Origin of the sequence: uncultured Parabacteroides sp. (genome assembly GCF_905196875.1) — a bacterium.
Lineage (GTDB): Bacteria > Bacteroidota > Bacteroidia > Bacteroidales > Tannerellaceae > Parabacteroides.
On the sequence record NZ_CAJJWO010000004.1, the window covers coordinates 14795 to 34774 of the forward strand.

At 46.2% G+C, this 19980-nt stretch carries 12 protein-coding genes; all 12 read right to left on the reverse strand.

What is annotated here, in order from left to right; translation table 11 throughout:
- Positions 1-115 precede the first annotated feature (115 nt).
- The 12 genes from QZ076_RS02285 to QZ076_RS02340 all read right to left on the reverse strand — a co-directional run bounded on the left by QZ076_RS02285 (position 116) and on the right by QZ076_RS02340 (position 19973).
- Positions 116-1483, reverse strand: a complete 1368-nt coding sequence (locus QZ076_RS02285; RefSeq protein WP_293709947.1) for a Gfo/Idh/MocA family oxidoreductase — start codon at positions 1481-1483, stop codon at positions 116-118.
- A gap of 12 nt (positions 1484-1495) precedes the next feature.
- Positions 1496-3076, reverse strand: coding sequence for a family 20 glycosylhydrolase (locus tag QZ076_RS02290; protein ID WP_293709949.1), 1581 nt, complete (start codon positions 3074-3076; stop codon positions 1496-1498).
- 26 nt (positions 3077-3102) lie between these two features.
- Complete coding sequence (locus QZ076_RS02295; protein WP_293709951.1) at positions 3103-4953, reverse strand: RagB/SusD family nutrient uptake outer membrane protein; 1851 nt, start codon at positions 4951-4953, stop codon at positions 3103-3105.
- Between the two features lie 27 nt (positions 4954-4980).
- A complete protein-coding gene (locus QZ076_RS02300) occupies positions 4981-8151 on the reverse strand; it encodes a SusC/RagA family TonB-linked outer membrane protein (protein WP_293709953.1) in 3171 nt (1056 codons plus the stop codon).
- Positions 8152-8181: 30 nt separating this feature from the next.
- A complete protein-coding gene (locus QZ076_RS02305) occupies positions 8182-9177 on the reverse strand; it encodes a Gfo/Idh/MocA family oxidoreductase (RefSeq protein ID WP_293709955.1) in 996 nt (331 codons plus the stop codon).
- A gap of 12 nt (positions 9178-9189) precedes the next feature.
- Positions 9190-9972: a 6-phosphogluconolactonase gene (locus QZ076_RS02310; protein WP_293709956.1), complete on the reverse strand. Its 783-nt coding sequence runs from the start codon at positions 9970-9972 to the stop codon at positions 9190-9192.
- 152 nt (positions 9973-10124) lie between these two features.
- A complete protein-coding gene (locus QZ076_RS02315; RefSeq protein ID WP_293709958.1) occupies positions 10125-11441 on the reverse strand; it encodes a sugar MFS transporter in 1317 nt (438 codons plus the stop codon).
- Positions 11438-12778, reverse strand: coding sequence for a Gfo/Idh/MocA family oxidoreductase (locus QZ076_RS02320; RefSeq protein WP_293709959.1), 1341 nt, complete (start codon positions 12776-12778; stop codon positions 11438-11440). The genes QZ076_RS02315 and QZ076_RS02320 overlap by 4 nt, the downstream gene beginning before the upstream one ends.
- Positions 12779-12910: 132 nt before the next feature.
- A complete protein-coding gene (gene nagA / locus QZ076_RS02325) occupies positions 12911-14128 on the reverse strand; it encodes an N-acetylglucosamine-6-phosphate deacetylase (RefSeq protein WP_293709961.1) in 1218 nt (405 codons plus the stop codon).
- A gap of 122 nt (positions 14129-14250) precedes the next feature.
- Positions 14251-15414 carry a DNA-binding transcriptional regulator gene (locus tag QZ076_RS02330; protein ID WP_293709963.1) on the reverse strand — a complete coding sequence of 388 codons (1164 nt, stop codon included), beginning with the start codon at positions 15412-15414 and terminating at the stop codon, positions 14251-14253.
- A 192-nt stretch (positions 15415-15606) separates the two neighbouring features.
- The gene (locus QZ076_RS02335; RefSeq protein ID WP_293709965.1) at positions 15607-16947 is read right to left on the reverse strand and encodes a TolC family protein; all 1341 of its coding nucleotides are present in this window, start codon (positions 16945-16947) and stop codon (positions 15607-15609) included.
- Positions 16944-19973 carry an efflux RND transporter permease subunit gene (locus QZ076_RS02340; RefSeq protein ID WP_293709967.1) on the reverse strand — a complete coding sequence of 1010 codons (3030 nt, stop codon included), beginning with the start codon at positions 19971-19973 and terminating at the stop codon, positions 16944-16946. The genes QZ076_RS02335 and QZ076_RS02340 overlap by 4 nt, the downstream gene beginning before the upstream one ends.
- Positions 19974-19980: the final 7 nt, after the last annotated feature.

The following is a 19980-nucleotide window of genomic DNA, read 5'->3' on the forward strand; positions in this document are numbered from 1 at the left end:
TGGTTTTCAGGCAGCCTCTTTGTGTTCGCCCGACATCTGCTTATTCTAACGGGTGTAAGTCCCTAACGCACCCTAACAGTGGGCTAATTACTCGATTCACCTATTCGATAACCAGTTATTTGTCTTTTGTAAAAGTAATACCAGGAAGAGGTATTTCAAACTTCTTCAAGTCTACATCGATCAGCGCAATTTCTTCCGGTAACATATTCAGTGGTGAAGAAATTATTTGCTCCCAATTATATTTTTTTCCTGAATAAGCTGATTCACGCGCCATGACAGCGGTTAGGGCGGACGTAGCGGCTGTTTCTGCTATATCCAGTACTTTCCCTTCCCGAATATGGTTTATCAGCATGATATGTTCGAGCGTGTACATATCATGTACTTTGAACTTTGCTTTTGCTTCTTCACGGTCGTATTGCCAGATCACTTCTCCGTTCCTGTTCCGGATGGAAAAGTCACTACTGTGCCAGGAGCCTTTCTCTCCGTGGATGATGATACCGGCTCCGTTGTCACAACCATCGATTCTCCGTACCATGCCATCCAATGTGACCCCATTCTCGTATTCAAAATGCATGCTGAAGTTATCGTATACATTCCCGATATTTTTGCGTATCCTGGAACCATAGGCTATGACATTTATCGGTTTATACATAGAGAACCAGTTGAATACATCGATCCAGTGAACCAGCATATTACTGATCTGGTCGCCATTTACCCAGTTCCAGTTGAAATGGCCGCGAATCATGTATTCCATATCTGTCCATTCGGGGTGGCGTACGATGTACTGGTCGCGTCCTGTGTGGTAATAGACATATCCGGATATGATCCGTCCGATCATTCCTTCCTGCACTTTCCGGAAGGAAGCGACAAATGGGCGGTCGAAATGGTACTGTGTGCCGGGTAAGATACTGAGACCTACGTTTGCAGCCTGTTTAGCTGCAGCCAGAAAGGTACGGTAACCCACCGGATCGATAGCTGCCGGTTTTTCGACAAAGACGTGTTTCCCTTTTTCTATGGCATATTTCATCTGTTCGGGGTGAAAACAGTTGGGAGAAGCTATCAATATAAGATCGACAGGTAGCTCGCAGACCTTCTGATAGGCATCGAAGCCGGTAAAACATAATTCGTCAGGGATATCCACATTTTTCCCTGTTTTCAGTCGTTGCCGTCCTGATTCAAGTTTATCCGGAAAAAGATCCGCCAAAGCCATTATCGACAGATGATCCCCTGCCTCTAAAAAGTTGAAAGCAGCTCCGATGCCTCTCCCTCCGCAACCTATTAATGCCGCTTTTATCGGTCTCCCGTCAATTGCTTTGTCCGGAAGTTCCGGTATATATAGCTCGTCGACGGGATGCAAAGGAATCTGTTTTTCCTTATCCGAGCAGGAGGTGAGCAGTAAACCGGAGCCGATGCTGCTGCTCAGGCCCATAGCCGCTATACCGGTCAGGAAATTACGTCTGGTTAATTCATCTTCTGAAGCCATAGGAAATAAGGTTTAATTTACGTTTCTATTCAGTGTTTCGTACATCGTATATAATTTCTCATTCCGTATACGGTTTATTTCTGCGATCTCTTCATCGTGTAGAAATCCTTTGTTCAAGGTGAGGAAACGTTTGTCCAGCATCTTTGCTTCCCGGATCAGCGGTTCCAGTTCTTTCAAGAATGTTTTAACACTCCCCCTTTCAAACCGATCTGACTGGTATCTGTTTTCTATCTCCTTAAAACTTAGGTATTGTACGCGTATATCGTTCATCAGGCGCAGATGATCGAATTCTGTATTGTTTTTTTTCGGTTGCAGTGCAGATAATTGTCTTTGCACGGCAATGGCATCGGTTTTCATCTCTTGGATAGATTTTCCTTTAGGATCTTTTCCTCTAATGACCGTTTCCTGTGGTGCTTTCAGTGCTTGCCATAGTATTTCGCTTTCTTGTGGCGTAAAACCGAAACGTTCCTGCCCATATTTAACGACAAATGTCTGCGGGTCGATAGATGTGTTGTTTTTTAGAGATTCCCCGAAGGCTGCAACCAGGATTCGGAAGCCTGATAACGGATATACATATCTGACAGGAAACATTTCGATGACTTCCCAACCGGTATCGTAACTGAACCCATAAGTTCCGGAAGTGGACCAGGAAGTCATGACCATTCCCTGATAACCGGCTTGACGGGCATAAGGTATAAATGTTTTCTGGTTGTTGAAATGTTTTTCCCATTGTGTCAGATAGATATTATCCGGATGGCTTCGGATGGATGGGGCTCCCCAGAAAGTTACTCCGGCATTGAACAGGTTGTCCAGATTCCCGAAATGATTACGATCCCAGCCGTAATTCCAGTCGATATAGATAATATCTTTAGGCAATTCCTTCAGTGCTTCCGGGTATTTCAGGATGATATCAGCCCAAAGGACAGGTTGCTTTCCCATTGATTCGACAATTTCGCACATAGCCTTTACGTAATCGACAAAGAGCTTCGACTTGCCTTCTTTCTGTACTTTTTCAGCACATGCTTTGCAACTGCCTAACAAGTAGGTTTCGTCACATCCGATATGGAAATAGCGGGAAGGATGCAGTTCGGCCATTTCCTTGAATATTTCTGTGAATATGGGTCTGCATTCGTTTATTTTTAAAGGGCATACCTGTGATACCTCTTTTCTGTCTTCTCTCAGATAAGCATATCGGTCGTGGCGGAGAATGTATTCGGAATGGCTGAAACAGTTTTGCAACGGGATTACATCGATACCGAGGGAGGTACAGTAGGAGATAAACGACTTTACCTCTTCACGTGTATAGGCATATTTGTTGGAGATGGTTGCATGTTTATCGTAAGGAAAAGAACCTTCCCATTCCATAATGATCGTGTTGATACCGAAGCCAGCCAGTTCTTTGGCAAAGCTTTTCAAGGCAGGCATAGTCATCACCTCGCAACGGAGATCGATGTGGAAACCTTTGACGGTGAAATCCTGTTTATTCATCGCCTTAGACGATGAATAAACAGATGGACATAACGCGAAGGTAAGCAGTATCAGTATACATATGTACTTCAGGCTATGTATAGGACTTGTTGATATGTTTTTCATATTCATAATTGTTTATAATTTGATATTTATAGAGTAGATAAGCCGGTTTCCGGAACTTCCGCCAATGGTGTTATATTCAACTCCGCTCCTGTATATCCGGGGTTCTGATTGATTCGTCCGGATGAATTACCGTCGATATCGTTCTGTGGTATCGGCCACCAGATATGGTAAGGACTCATTTTAAATTCTGCCCCATTCAATGCTTTCACCCCTTTGTTATAGAAGTTCCCTCTATCCATAATCCGGTCGTAAAAGTAGTTATTTTGTGACAATGTGGCCATACTATAGCTCCTTCCTTTGTAATCGGACTTTCCTGTTCTTGCATATAACAATGCAATACGGGTTAACTCGATCTTGCGATTTTCTTCGTATAGCAGTTCGCGGGTACGTTCGTCTAGCAGGGTTTCCATATTTATTTCTCCAACATTTAACGGAGCAGCACCGGCACGGGTACGTATTGCATTGATATCGCGAGCTGCCGAAACAGGGTCGTCTTTCCATAGATAAGCCTCTGCACGTAACAGGTAAGTTTCAGCTAGACGCATGATGTACATATCCGAATAACCTCCGTTATATTGGGCGGCTGTGGCTGCGTCAGGTTCTTCAATGTATAATTTGTAATGAGCCCATTCGCCCCAGTTTCTTAGCGTGTCGATACATAATAGCTGTCCGTCGTCGCTCCATAAACGTATCGGTTGGTGGTAATACGGAGTTCCTTTGAGATCCGGATTGTTATAGACGAGATCGGTCATTTTCATCCAGTTACCCGGGGCATGACGCAGGTCGTTGCTATCGTCCCATACTCCATTCGAACTGTACCAGGTCAGGCGACAACGTCCGATTCCACGGCCATAAATACCGTTATAATCCAGCTCGGGTTCCTTTAAACGTTTGTCGGACATACCTGGTTTCCCGTCGGGAGTTTGTATACGGTTGGTTGTATTGGCCCAGAATGGAACGAAGTTACGCATTGACAATGTTTTTTGGGAGGATTTGGCTGTTTGATATTCGTAGCGGTCGAGTGTAGCCAATAATACCTCCTTGTTTTCCGTACTGTTTTTGTTCAGTGGGCGGTGTAAGTCCCAAAGAACATTTTTGGAATTATCAGAGGCATCGATACCGAAACGGTTGGTCATTAGGCAATAGCGTCCGTCATCGATTATGGAATTGGTAGCTTTTATTGCTTCATCAAACTCACCCAGCGTTAGGCATATCTTTGCCAGAAGATGGTAGCAGGCTCCTTTGGAGACACGTCCCCTGTCATTGTTTTCCGCAACCCATTGAGCTGCGAACTCCATATCCGACTTGATCTTCTTTAGTATGCCGTCGCGTTCAACAGAGCAGAGGTTGGTGACTGGTGTTTCCACTTCTGTGAAGATAGCTGGTATGTCATTGAATAACAGGCAGAGACGGTAATACCGGAAGGCTCTGTGCCATAAAGCCATACCCAGAATATTGTTACGTTCGGCTTCAGAACTGTATGTCGCATCGTCTATTCGGGTTATGACGGTATTGGCATAACGTATTCCCAAATAATCGTTTGTCCAATACCAGTACATACGATTAGTTTGATCCCAGTTATTGTTGGCTGTCGGGAGAATTTTTTCATTCAGGTTCTGAGCAGGTCCGGAGATATCCGTTGTACCCAATACACATTGTTCCGAAAAAATCATAGCGGTAAGTATAGGGGAGTGTTGCCCCACAAACTCTTCACGCAACAGACGGTCGCAGGAGGTGATGGAACTCAGCATACCTTCTTTATTGATTAGGGTGTTGCCCGGTGAATAAAATGACAGTGGATCCGGTTCCAACCAGGATTCGCTACAACTTGTAGACAGAAGCATTGTTGTCAGTGCTGCATATATTATTTTTTTCATGACTGAATAGTATTATTGAGTTAAATATTAGAATGTTACATTAATGCCCAGTGTATAAGTACGGTTGGTACTGCTTACTGTGTTCGGGTTCTCCGGATCATAGGCTTCGGGATCATAATATTCCCAGTCAGGGGCCCAGCATGCTACATTCTTGATCGTACCGTATATGTTCATACCTTCGATATGGAATTTATTCAGGAATGATTTGGGTACGGTATAGCCGACCGAAATATTGTCCAGGCGGATGAATGACAGAGAACGGTAGAAATTAGCACCGATATTTTTATCATCCGAATACAGGCGGGCATATTCGTTTGTCGGGTTCTCGGCAGTCCAGTATGGAATTTTGAAGTAGTTTGTTTTTGTCAGTGTGCCTGCTTCAAAATGTTTTGCACGCTGGTAAGGAGCCTTATGTCCCCAATATGAATAGAGCATAAAAGAGAAGTTCCAGTTTTTGAACAGGGTGAACTCATTACGCAGGGTCCAACGGAAACGTGGGGTCTTGTAGCCAATGAATTCCTTGTCATTGTTATCGTAAATCTTATTGCCGTCCACATCCTTGATCTTCATATCGCCGGGTCGGAGACCGTACTCTGCGGCTTGTTCAGCTTCGTTTTCCTGCCATACACCGGTTACATTATATGTCCAGATAGAACTGATATCCTTCCCGATAAACCATTCGTTTTTGATATCGTCCATCTCTTTCCGGCCGACTACATTTCCGTTGTCATCCAGAATGTTTTCGTAATCACCGTATAGATGGTTTACTTTGTTCCGATTCAGGGAAAAATTGAAGGTAGTATTCCACTGGAAGTTCCTGTTATCGATATTGAGCGTTCTCAAAGCGATCTCGAAACCGGTATTCTGAACTTCACCCAGGTTGGCCATTACTTCACCGAAGCCGATCGTTTCTGTCAGACTGCGGTTAATCAGTAAGTCGGAGGTCGTCATTTTGTATACATCGATATTTCCTGAAATGCGGCTGTCGAGAAAACCGAAGTCGAGACCGATGTTAAAGGAGCTTGTCGTTTCCCATTTCAGATTTTTATTTGCCATTGTTTTTACATATACGGAGTTGGATAGATTGATGTTTCCGTTTAGCGTCTGGTATAGATACTGGTCCGTATTCATTTCTGCCAAAGCAGCGTACATACCGATATCTCTGTTTCCGTTCTTGCCCCATGAAACACGTAGTTTTCCGAAATCCATTGCCGGGAGCTTGAAAAAGGGCTCTTCTGTAAATACCCATCCGAGGGCAACAGAAGGGAAGGTGGCATGTGGGTTAGATACACCGAATGCAGAGTAACCATCACGTCTGACGGATGCTGTAAGCATGTATTTCTTGTCGAAAGAGTAGAACACACGTCCCATCAGAGCATCGCCTGTATTTCGGGTGTCGTTGGATGAAATGGCGGGGACTGTACCAGCCTGCATTCGATGATATCCTAATACGTCACTGGGTGCGAATTGCTGGGTAGTCTGTATTTCTTGCCAGGCTTGGTTTTCCTCGGCATTCTGTAATAACGTGACTTCCACCTGATGTTTTTTTGCAAAGGTATGTTCCCAACGGATCAAGTTGTCCACCTGCCAGTTATATGCCATTTCACTTCTTCGTTCGGCATCTCCTCCGAAAGATTTCCATACGGGATGCTGTGACGAACGGTGGTTCCTGTAGTTGTACAGTAACAGGCGCGGAGAGAAATTCACCTGGTATGAGATACCGAACGGTAGTTTGATTTTTCCATACATTGTCCCGGTAAAGGAGTTACGTATACCGGAACGGTCAATGAATGAATCATTGTAGGCCGAGTTGATGGAACTTGCGTTGTCGATTCCTGTCGGATAAAGCATTGGATTACCATCCAGGTCAGTAGGAGTGGAGTAAGGGGTATTTGCCCATATCTGGTTTACACTACGTGGAATGGCTCCCTGGTCGCGGTAAGAATATTGCACGTTCACTCCGGCGGAGAACCAGCTGGTGACATCGAAATCCAGTTTCAGGCGGCTTCTGTAGGATTTGTATTTATCACCGATAACGATACCCTCGTTGTTAAGGTATCCTAATGACCAGTAGTAACTTACTTTATCTTTCTTTCCGGAGATATTGACATTGTAGTCCTGACGGAATGCTTTTTGGTAGGTCTCATCATACCAGTCGAATGTTCTTCCGGCGAAATAATTATCGATTTCCGGTTCGAACAATCCCAGTCGGACCAGCCAATCGTATTCATAATTGCCGGTGGTGGGGCGGTAGGAGATCCAGTCTTCCAGGCTTACTCCTGCCGGAAGATTGTTCGGGTTCGAGAATTCGCCCGGTTTATGATCTTCGAAAATGCTTTCCTGTACATTTTCTCTCCAGGCCAGGTATTCCTGGGGATTGTAAACGTCCATCTTCTTTGCCAGGGTTGCGACACCTACGCTGGCATTGAATTGAACGGTGGGTTTTTCGGCTGCTCCTTTTTTCGTTGTAATCAGCACGACACCGGCTGCTGATTTCGCTCCGTATACGGCAGCCGAACTTGCATCTTTCAAAACGTCGATCTGGGCGATATCATTGGGATTGATCTCATCGAGACTGCCGTAGTAAATAATACCGTCTACAACCAATAAAGGTTCGTTACTGGCTTTGATGGAGCGTTTCCCGCGAATTTCCATACTACCGCCTCCTTTGGCTGAGTTGTCGAGTCCGATGTTCAATCCGGCAACATTTGCTCTCAATATGTCTTGTACGGTAGCTGGACGTTCCTTTTCCAGTGAAGTAGCCTTAACTTGGGTCACTGCACCAGTCAGGTCTCTTTTCTTTTGGACACCATAGCCCACAACGACTACTTCTTCCAGATTCAATACTTCTTCTGTCAGGGATACATTGATGGTCCTTTGTTTTTTTACAGAAACTTCTTTGGTGACATATCCGATGAAGGAAAAGGCCAGCACCGAATTTCCATTCGTTACGCTTATGGTGTATTGGCCGTTGACATCGGTTATCACTCCGTTGGTAGTCCCTTTTTCCATTACATTTACACCTGGTATCGCATCACCGTTGTTGTCGGTGACGGTACCTGTTACTGTTTGTTTTTGCTCGATAGCAGAAGTGTTGTTCTTTGTTTCTTCTGCGAAAACCGGTACTATGGTCGTAAGCAGGAAGGCCATAACTAATAGATTTAATACCAGTCTTTTTGCATTGTTGATTTTTTTCATACCATCGTACTTTTAAGATTAATAAACTTCCTAATCCTTTGCTGAGGATAATGCTTTTTCATAAATGTCTTTTGTATTCACAGGCTTGCCGCCTTGCCGGATACTTTCATTGGCTGTTTCCATGAATGTGTATATCTCGATCGTTTCCTCTTTACTGACAGGTGCTATGCCCGTACGAAAAAAAGTAAGGATGGACTTCAGCAGTCCTTCGTAGCCTTCATATCCTCCGGCGGGTACAACTTTCTTCGTACAGATTGCCGTACCACCGTATGTATGTGCACTGTTCCGTAGTCCGCGAAAGGTTCCTATTCTTCCGTCTTCCCATAGTCCGACAGCCAGCTCTGCGCTTTCGTCCGAGATGCAGGAGACAGATTTACATCCGGTCCCCATCAGCGTATACAATATTTCTATTCCATGAATTCCATACCAGAAAAATCCGGCGTGTGAGGGTTCGTTCGTACAGGGAGAGTAGCAGTCTGCACCGGCGACTTTCCCTTCCGGTCCGTTTCCGGCTCTTAATTCCATGTTCCGGGGGGAAAAGCGTAATGCCGATGATGAAAAAATGGGAACCTGTTTCTTTTCTGCCATTCCGTAGATACTCAGTACATCGGATAACTGTGCAGCAACCGGTTTATCGATGAATAGGGGTTTACCATTATTTATCACTTCTTTTGCCTGTTCGAGGTGCAAAGTCCCATCATTTGTTTCCAACAATACACAGTCTACCTCTTTCAGAAGCTCCGCGATCGATGAAGTTATACTTACTCCGTGTTTCCGGGCCGTTTCCGTATATTGGGGAATGCGGCTATAACTGGACTCGATGGTTCTGGAACCGTATGGATAGGCGGCTACTATTTTGAAACCGGTATAATCCGGTTGCGGGCTCTCTCCATTTATTAATTTGATAAAAGCTTCGGAGTGAGAGGTGTCCAGTCCGATAATGCCTAACCGGATGATCTCTTGCGGGTGAAGTGAAGTTATGGCAAGAAATTGGATAACGAGCAATAATAATACATTCCGTTTCATAAGCTGTTCTTTTTAGGGATTCGTTAATATTTCTACAGGTAGAAGCGAACCGCTCTCCATATCCAGATATAACCGGGCGTTTTCTTTTTCGCGCAGGATAGTAGAGGGATATTCTTCACATAGAGGAGCATATAAGGTATTGTAAACAGCCTCTGCCTTTGTGGAGGCTGGGACGATACAGAATGTATATGCTGCAGACATCAGGATCGGGATGGTGAGCGTGAATGCCTGTGTGGGAACTTCGTCGAGAGATTGAAAACAACCGTCGTGCACCTGCTGTTCTCTGCATTGGGGGGCAAGGTCGACTACCTTCATCCAGTCTTTGTCGTTGAAATCGGCTACATGCGGATCGTTGAAGGCGATATGTCCGTTTTCCCCTATTCCCATACAGATGATATCGATCGCTCGTTCAGACAGTAGGCGGGTATAGCGTTCGCATTCGGCTTCAAAACCGTCTTTCTTCGCTTGTATATAATAGACCTGTTTGAAGGCTACTTTCGCGAATATATGTTCACTCAGGAAATTGCCGAACCCTTGCGGAGCATTGGGATCCAATCCGATATATTCATCCATGTGGAAAGCATTGATACGGTTCCATGCGATCGATTTATCGGCAATGAGTGCTGCTAGGAAATCATTTTGTGAGGGAGCGGCGGCAAAGATCATATTGATCTCTTCCTTCTCTTTTAATAATTTGCATATAGCCTGCGCAACATCCGATGCCGCACTCTTTCCCATAGATTGCCTGTCAGGGAATACCTGTACAGTAAGCTTGTTCTTTTTTAAATTTATCATATTGACTATTTTAGATTTATACTGTTAGCTAACGTGATCTTTCCGTTTGTTTCACTTGTTTCATGCTGGTGAAACATTTGTTCCTCTTAGGTGAAACATTTGTTTCATCAGGAAGAAACTGTTATTAGGCTATAGGAAGTCGGTGCTTGTATTTATACTTTTGATGACCAGCTTACGATGCGATATCCCCAGACGGCATACCATATCAGATATAAATAGCAAGGTATCAATACCCAATATCCGGTTTGCAAAGAAGTCATGTCTGCCAGTTTGCCATAAACAAGGGGAAGGATGGCATTTCCGCACAATGCCATAACCAGCATGGATGAACCAATTTTGGTGAAACGTCCCAGATTCCGGATGGCGTGGGGCCAGATACCTGCATATATCAAAGAGTTCGGTAAACCGAGGGAAGCCAGGAACCAGATGGATAAACCTGCATTGTGTCCTAGTAGGGAAATATTCGTATGGGCGAAAATTACTCCCAGTGAGAGGACGAGCCCTAAAACCGTACAAACGATCAATGCATTTTTTTGGGATATAAAACGCGGGATCAACAGGATTCCCAGCAGGTAGCCCAGAATTGTTGCTCCAAGCGTATAGGAAGGAAAGAACTTAGCGTCCAAAAGTCTTACGCCCATAGAACCTGCATAACTGATGATCGTATCTATGGCCACAACTTGTGTCCCGACATGCAGAAACAGGGCCAATACGCCGAGTAGCAGGTAAGGGAATTGAAAGACGGAGGTTTTTCCGCAATTGGCGGTTGCAACCTCTTCATTCTCCTCTTCAGGGTTGATGTCCGGTAATTTTGATTTATAGATAAACAATCCGATTGTGAGAAGGATGAGGCTAAGGATGCTGTAAGGAAGTATAACTCCACGTATGAGTTCATCGAGTGCCGCTTCCTTTTCCATGCCGTTGAGGAGCCCGGATTCGACGGATGTCAGGATATCTTGGCTTTTCCCCAACACGACTGCAGCAAAGATAATAGGTGAAACGATTCCGGCGAACTTATTGCATACACCCATTATGCTGATGCGCCGGGCTGCTGTTTCAATGGGACCGATGATCGTGATATATGGATTTGCAGCAGCTTGCAGAACCGACAATCCTGTACCCATCGTGAACAGACCGGTAAGGAATATCCAGTATGTTCTGTCCAGCGCAGCGGGTACAAATAGCAATGCTCCTGCGGCCAGACAAAAGAAGCCGTACATCATCCCTTTTTTGTATCCCGTCTTTTTTAACAGGTAGGCAACCGGGAGCGACATGACAAGATAGGCTATATAAAAAGCGAATGTAACAAAATATGATTGATAATTTGTCAATTCGCAGGCAATCCTGAAGTAAGGAATCAGTATTGAGTTGACCCATGATACAAAGCCTATGATAAAGAATACGATTCCGATGATAATGATTCCTGTTATGACTTGTCTTTTTTCTGTTGCATGATAATTGTTTGTCATAATTTTACCTCCCATCCTTCCTGATAAGTTCTTCCCCAGTATTTATCCGCAATTTGTTTGTTTCTGATATGTCCGTTAGCCGGATCTGTTTCCAGTTTTTCTCCTGAACATTGGGCTATATTTCCCAACTGGACGAGTAATGTACTTATGTGGCCGGACTCTATTCCCGCATTTAGCTTTTCTCCTTTTTTGATTGCATCAAAGAAGTTTTGGATATGGATTGCATCCAATTGCTGCGCCGGATCCATCCGGTTGCGGGGATCGGTTTGTATCTTACTTTCCACCTCGCGGATGATCTGGTTTTTATGGTCCATGATTTTGTAATAATTACCTCCTCCGATCAGCAGGTTGGCTTTCTCTCCGTAGAAAAGTGCACCGACGGAATTGCCTTCTATTTTAAAAGCATTGCAACAGTGTCCTTCCCAGATTATTGACTTCTTGTCTCCGAAATTTATACTGATAACTTGTGTGTCAGGAGTTTCCCAGTCGTCTTGATAATAGTAACGTCCACCCGTGGATTGCACGGAAGTCGGGTAATCCACTTCCATACCCCATCGTAGCAGGTCTATCATATGGGTTCCATTGTTTAAGGCTTCACCGGTGCCCCATCGCCAGAACCAGTGCCAGTTATAATGAACGATATTATCCTTGTAGGTTGTCCGTGGAGCCGGTCCCTGCCACAAGTCCCAATCGAGCCAGTCGGGGACGCGAACTTCTTTTCCTTTGCCTATAGGGGCACGGTTGTTCGTATACCATGATTTGCCGAAATAAACTTTTCCTATTGTTCCGGCTTTGATCTCATTGATCGCTTCCACAACATTGGGCCATGAACGGCGTTGGTTTCCCATTTGTACGACCTTGTCGTATTTTTGTGCGGCTTGGATCAATATTTCGCCTTCTTCTGGAGAGTGGCTGCATGGTTTTTCAAGGTAAACATGCTTTCCGGCTTTCATTGCCAGTAAGGCTGCCGGGGCGTGCCAATGGTCCGGAGTTGCTATAACTACAGCATCCAAGTCTTTCTTTTCAAGCATAAGGCGCAGGTCTTTATATCCTTTCGGAGTTGTGTCGCTGATGTTTGTAACCTCTGCGATACACTTGTCTAAAGCCCTGGAGTCAACATCGCAAATGTGTTTTACGATGCAGTTTTTTTGCTTGGCAAAATTCCGGGCTAAAGCGGCTCCACGGGAGTTTACTCCTATGCAACCGATCAGGATCCGGTCGTTTGCTCCTACTATGTTTGCATAACTTTTTGCACTGACCCCAGGCAACACGCCACCGAATGATAACATAGCCGTACCGGCTATTGCTTTTTTTATAAAACTGCGTCTCGTTGTCATACTGATTAATTTTAAATGAATCTCAATACGACAAAAGTAAAAGGATGAATTATTCATTTTCTCCCATCTTGCGAAATAAAATCCTCAAAATGCGTCAGAATGGAGAGGGCAGTAATAATGTCAGGGAAGAAGTTATGCCTGGTAAATCGTCTGTCCGTTTATGATGGTACGTGATATCCTGATCTGATTGTCGAAAAAAAGAATATCTGCCGTTTTACCTACTTCTAAAGAACCGATCCTATTTTCCATATGAAGAATACGGGCAGGCGTTGCCGTCATCATTTTTACTGCATCTGTTAAGGAGACTTCTGCCAGTTGAACCATTGTCCGGACCAGACGGTCTGCAGTTGCCACGCTGCCGGCAAAAGCACTTCGGTCGAGTAGTTTGGCTACTCCCTCTTCTACCATTACAGTTTGTCCTTCCTTTAAACTTCCTAATTTATATACCCCTTCCGGCATTCCGGCGCCGCGCATGGAATCGGTAACCAATGCTATTCTGTCTGCTCCTTTGAATTTATGTATAAGTTGAAGCAGGCTTTTGGGGAGGTGAATGCCGTCGGCAATGATTTCTACATCCATATCCTCCAGTAAGAAAGCGGCTTCTACAGCGCCCGCATAACGGAGTGCATTCCGGCGGGTAACGGTCTGCATACCTGAGTAGAGGTGCGTCATCAGGGAGTATCCGGCCTTATAGGCTTCCATGACCTCTTCACAAATGGCATCCGTATGTCCGACGGATGGGATTATTTGTTTTTCTTTCAATAGTTTACCCAGGTAGAGGGCACCGTCGAGTTCGGGTGCTATGCTCCAACGAATGATATCGTCAGTGGCATTCAATATACTGGTGTAATGTTCGGGAGTCGGTGCCTTCAGATTGGAGGGATCTTGCGCACCACGTTGGCTATAGGCGAAGTATGGACCTTCCAGATGGATGCCCAGAAACTTTGCACCTTTCGTATTTTGTTTTTTTGCCTGGCGGTAGATTTCAAATGTGTGGAAGAGCTCTTCGTCAGAACAGGTCAGAGTGGTGGGTAAAAGGGCGGTTGTACCGTAGCGGGCATGTGTGTTGGCGACGGTCAGGTAAGCATCTACCGTACCGTCCATAAAATCGGCTCCTCCTGCTCCATGTGTATGAAGATCGATGAATCCAGGGGATATATACTGTTGTTCGGCATCGATGATTTCATCGATATCATCCGATGACGGATGGTCTGTGCCGATAGCAGTTATTTTATCGTTCTCAATGATGATATAACCATCTTCCAGAATATTGTCGGTCTGGATTAATTTTCCGTTGGTAATGAGCCTGCGGACTGCTTTTTTTTCGTGTGATGCTGATATTGTACTCATATGGCACTGTTTTTATTGTTCAAACAGTACAAAGTAAGTAGAATGCTTCTTCTTTTTATGTGCTGATTGCGAAATAAAATCCTCAAAAAACGAACGGACCGGATAGAAAGTCGGTGCATCTTTTATTTGTTTTTAGAAGTAAATCGTTTCCGGTATTGAAAGGGAGTCATTTCCTTTACCTTTGTAAATATTCGGGAAATGTTCTTGTAATCCGTGAAACCGGCTTTAGCAGCGGCTTCTACCAATGGTAGGTCAGTTGTAACCAACAAGTCGACAAATTTTTCTATACGCAGTTCCTGAATATACTGGCAAACAGATGTACCTGTTTCCCGTTTGAACTTTTTTTCCAGGACGCGCCTTGAGAAAGGTAGCATCCGGATAAGATCATCTATCGGCAGGGGATTCCGAAGGTTGTTATCTATATAATGTAACAGCTGTTCGATATATTTGTCGGAAACGGCAAAACGTTCGGTGGAAGCACGAGGGACGATTCGTACTGGCTTTATGATGATATCGACGGGGGTAACGATCTTTTTTTCGATGAACTGGTGAATCAGTCTCCCCGCTTCATAACCTCCGTTCTCGATATCCAATTCTATGGATGACAATTGAGGGTCGGAAATATTACATAGCAGTTTGTCATTATCTACTCCCAGGACTGCAATTTCCTCTGGAATGCTTATATCATACATTTTACAGACTTCAGTAATTTGCAATGCATAATAATCGTCACATGCGAAAAGAGCTACCGGTTTAGGCAGGCTTTGCAGCCATCTGCTTACAAGTTCTACATCAAAACTCCATTTTTCACTGGGTATCCGTTTCCGGTTGCTGAACTCATAAACGTCATAACCTTGGCTGTAGACAGCCTTCTTAAAGCCTTCGCCTCGTTCACGTCCCCATACTGTATCTGTCAGCCCGTAATAGGCAAACGATTTATATCCTTTGTGCAGGAAAAAGTTGGCAGCCATTACACCGGTTCCGAAATAATCACCCGTCAGGTTGGAGATACCGGGGCTTCGTTCTTTGTAGTTTTGGACGATGATTGGTATGTGCAGCTGGTTCAGTACAGACAGATCTATATCTGTGAATTGGGCGATGATGGCATCAGCTCCCCATTTCTTTGCCCACTCCACGACGCCTTCATCACCGTAAAGCTCCCTAAAATACAAAGGCATCCGGTAAAATGCCCAGGGACCTACTTCCCTTGCATATCTGACTACATTTTCCAGAAGTGATCTGCTATAGCCACTGGAAAAATCGGTTAACAGTAATATCTTTATCATCTCATGGTGTTCATTACGCTACGCAATCTTGTTCCAAAATTATAGAAATATTATTAGCTTTTGATAAGTATTCTCAAGTATTTTTGCGGAGGTTACTACTTTCCACTCAAACCTTTAGTGCTGTTCAGAGTAGCAGCAACTGTTGGCAGATGCAGATCGGTATACGCTATATCTTTAATTAGAGGTTACTGTTTATTGACTTGCTTTGTCCGGATCCGGAGCCACATACGTCAGTATCTGACCGCTTAGTTGCAGCAGGGATACTTCACAGAGTTTGGTGGAGTATTCCGCGATAGACTGGCGTTCTTCCGCCTCCAACAAGCTGTTCTGCGCTTCACGCAGTTCGATACCGGAAAGTTCGCCCAGTTTGTAACGGTCGATGGCGATGCGGTAGTTCTCCTGTGCGACAACCAGATTTTCCTTTTCCAGACTCCACAGGTCGAGGTTATTCTGGTAAGCCATCCACAGATTGCTCATGTCGGCACGTAAGGCCAGCTCAAGCTCCTGCATGCGCAGTTCCTTGTTTTCGATCTCGATGCGTGCATTGCGGCGTTCGCGGCGGCGGTTCAGGCCGTCGAACAGATTCAGTCCGACGGTAATGCCATAGTTCAGACCTAGCCGCTGCTGCAGGTCGGTGGTGCCCACTTCGTACCAGTTGGCGGTATAGCCGTAACCGGCATTCAGTTTTACGTAAGGGTAGTTGCGGCTCTTGACCTTTTTATAATCCAATTCGGAAAGCGTTTTGTTCTTCTGGGCGATCAGCAGAGAGGCGTTCGACTCTATCGTGCTTTTCCATAGCTCCACTTCATCCAGGAAGATATTCGGGTAGATCACGGAGTCTTTGACAGCGATGTTCTCTTCTACATTCTCGAGAGCCATCAGTTCGTTGAGCCGGATGCGTGAGGTGTTGACGACTTCCAGCTGGTTCAGCACCTTCGAGCTGTCGGAGTTGAAGTCGACCTGCGCTTGTTGCAAGTCCATGCGCGAACCGGAACCGATATGGTAACGCTCTTCTGCTATACGGACACGCTCTCGGGAAAGGTCGAGGGATGAGCGCAGGTTACGCAGGCGGATGTTCTGGCGTATCCGGTTGTAATATTCGGTAGACAGGTCTGCCACGAAATCCTCTATCGTCATGCGTGTATTCAGTTCGCCCATCCGCTGTAATTCCTTGAGGCGCGAATATTCTGCCTGTATCCCGAAGCCGTCGAATACTGTCCAGTTTACGTTCAGGCCGATATTGCCTGTTTCGCTGTTGACGCCGTTTTGCTTTTCGGTCGTACCGTCGGTCAGCTTGTTACGGTTGTTGTTGACCGAACCGCTGAAACCGCCGCTCATATCTATGGTAGGCAGGTACCCGGCGTTGCCAGGTGTGGCGTTATTGTCGCTTATCTGTTGTTCGTTGCGTATGATACGGATGGAGTAGTTACGCTCCAGTCCCGTTTCGATACACTGCCTGAGGCTGTATACGTCCTGTGCTTTTACACTCAGGGATGCTGAAACAGCCAGTATGATCATTGCTACTCTTTTCATATTTTCTTTGCTCTGTCTGTTGAGATAAAACTATACATTGCCGGAACGATGAACAAGGTAAGGAAGGTAGAAACCAACATACCGCCTACTACGGCAATACCCATCGCAATACGTCCTTGTGCACCTTCGCCTGTCGCGTATACCAGCGGTACCAGTCCGAGTATAGTCGATGTACTGGTCATCAGGATCGGACGCAGGCGTTGTGTGGATGCCGAGCGGATCGCTTCAGGCAGGCTTTGTCCTGCTTCCTGGCGTTGGTTGGCGAACTCTACGATCAGGATACCGTTCTTTGCCACCAGACCGATCAACATAATGATACCGATCTGACTGAATATATTCATCGTAATGCCCGAATAACTCATAAACATCAAGGCTCCCGCAATAGCCAGCGGCACGGTGAACATCACCACCAGCGGATCTTTGAAGCTCTCGAACTGGGCGGCAAGCACCAGATAGATCATCAGCAAGGCCAGGATCATAGCGAACATCAGACTGTCGGAACTTTCGCGGAACTCTTTCGACTCGCCAGAGAGGGCGGTACGGAAACTGCCGTCGAGCGTTTCACCTGCTATACGGTCCATTTCGTCCAGGCCGTCACCGATCGTATATCCTTTATTCAGACCGCTGGATACTGTTGCTGAAACGAAACGGTTGTAGCGATACAACTGTGGCGGAGCTACATCTTCATGCAGGGCGACCAGGTTGTCCAACTGGATCATTTCCCCGTTGTCGCTGCGTACATAGATCGACTTCAGGTCGAGCGGCGTGTTACGCTGCTGGCGGTTGATCTCGCCTAATATCTGGTATTGTTTACCGTTCATATAGAAATAGCCCATACGCTGCCCACTTAATGCGTACTGTAATGTCTGTGCGATATTGCGGGTACTTACTCCCAGCGACGATGCCTTGTCGCGGTTGATCTCGATGCGTGTTTCCGGCTTGGTGAACTTCAGGTTCACATCCGCCATCTGGAAGACAGGGCTTTCGTTTACCTGCTGCATGAAAGCGGGCAGGTGTTCCGCCAGTTTCTCCAGGCTGGGTGCTTGTAATACATATTGCACGGGCATACCTCCGCGTCGTCCTCCGAAAGTGGATTGCTGCTGTACGAAGGCACGCGCTTTTGTTTCTGTCCTGACGGCTGCCGAAAGCCTTTCGGCTATCTCCATCTGCGAACGTTCGCGGTCGCTGATATCCGGAAGGATCACATTGATAAAGCCTCCGCCGTTCCAGGAGCGGTTAACCAGAAACTTACGTTCGGGAGCGATAGAGTCGGATATTTCGGCTATCCGGTCGGAGAAGTCGCGGATAAACTCGAAGGTAGCTCCTTCCTGCGCACGCAAGTTGACCGATATGGATGAACGGTCTTCGAGGGGAGACAATTCTGAGCGGATTGTTTTCCAGAAATAACCGATCGAACCGAATAGGATGACCACGATAGGAATAGCCCACCACCGGTGGCTCAGGAAATAGTCGAGCGAACGGGCGTAAATCTTGTTCAGCCCTTCAAAGAAAGGTTCTGTCTTGACGTACATCCAGTTTTTCTTTTCCCGTTTGCGCAGTAGCTTGGTGGCAAGCATCGGCGTAAAGGTAAGGGCGACGAATGAAGAGATAGCCACCGAACCGGCAATCACGATACTGAACTCCTTGAACAAACGCCCTGTCATCCCCTCCATAAATACGATCGGAAGGAATACGGAGATCAGGGTAATCGTGGTCGAGACTACAGCAAAGAATATTTCTTTCGAACCTTCTATGCCCGCCTCCTTCGGGTTCATCCCCTTTTCTATACGGACATATATATTCTCTGCTACCACGATCGCATCGTCCACCACCAACCCGACGGAGAGCACGACGGCAAGCATCGTCAGGACGTTGATGGAGAAGCCGGAGATATACATTACAAAGAAGGCGCCGACCAATGATACCGGGATCACCACGCAAGGCACCAGCGTCACGCGCCAGTCGCGCAGGAACAGGAAGATGATTAGTACCACCAGTGCCAGCGCGACATAGATTGTCTCTTCCACCTCGGCGATGGAAGCACGGATGAAACGGGTATTGTCGTACACCATTTCGATCGATACGTCTTCCGGCAGGTCTTTCTTCAGTTGTTCGATACGGTTGTAAGCTTCATCGGCAATCTCGATATGGTTGGCTCCCGGCTGGGGGATGATGATACAAATTACCATCGGCTCGCCGTTTTTACGCAAAATACTGCGTAGGTCTTCCGGAGCCAGTTCCGCCCGTCCCACATCCTTGAAACGGACGATGTTGTTGCCGTCCTCCTTGATGATCAGGTCGTCGAATTCTTTCGCTGTATGCATCAACCCCAGGGTACGGATAGAGAGGTCGATCGTATTTCCTTCGATACTACCGGAGGGCAACTCTACGTTTTCCGCATCCACTGCATTCTTCACATCCAGCGGGGTAACACCGTAGCCGGCCATCTTGATCGGGTCGAGCCATAGACGCATAGAGTAACGTTTCTGTCCCCAGATATCTACCCCGCTCACATTCGATATCGTTTGCAGGCGTTCCTTTACCGTCAGCTCGGCAATCTCGCTTAAGTCCATCAGCGAACGCCTGTTGCTCTGAATACCGATCTGCATGATGGGCGACGCGTCGGCATCGGCCTTCGATACGGTAGGCGGGTCACAGTCGCGCGGTAGATAACGTTGGGCACGCGATACTTTGTCGCGTACGTCGTTGGCTGCCGTTTCCATATCCACCGACAGTTCGAACTCGACAGTGATACGGCTGCTACCCTGGCTACTGACGCTACTTAGCGAGCGAATACCCGGAATACCGTTGATGTTCTGCTCCAACGGTTCCGTGATCTGGTTCATGATAACCTCGGCATTCGCTCCCGGATAGGATACGTTGACCGAGATAATAGGCTGGTCCACACTGGGGAACTCGCGAACCCCCAGGAACTTGTAGCCGATCATACCGAACAGCAGGATGACGAGCATCATTACCGTCGAGAGAACCGGCCTGTTTATACTGGTTTCCGATATATTTGCCATAGAGGAA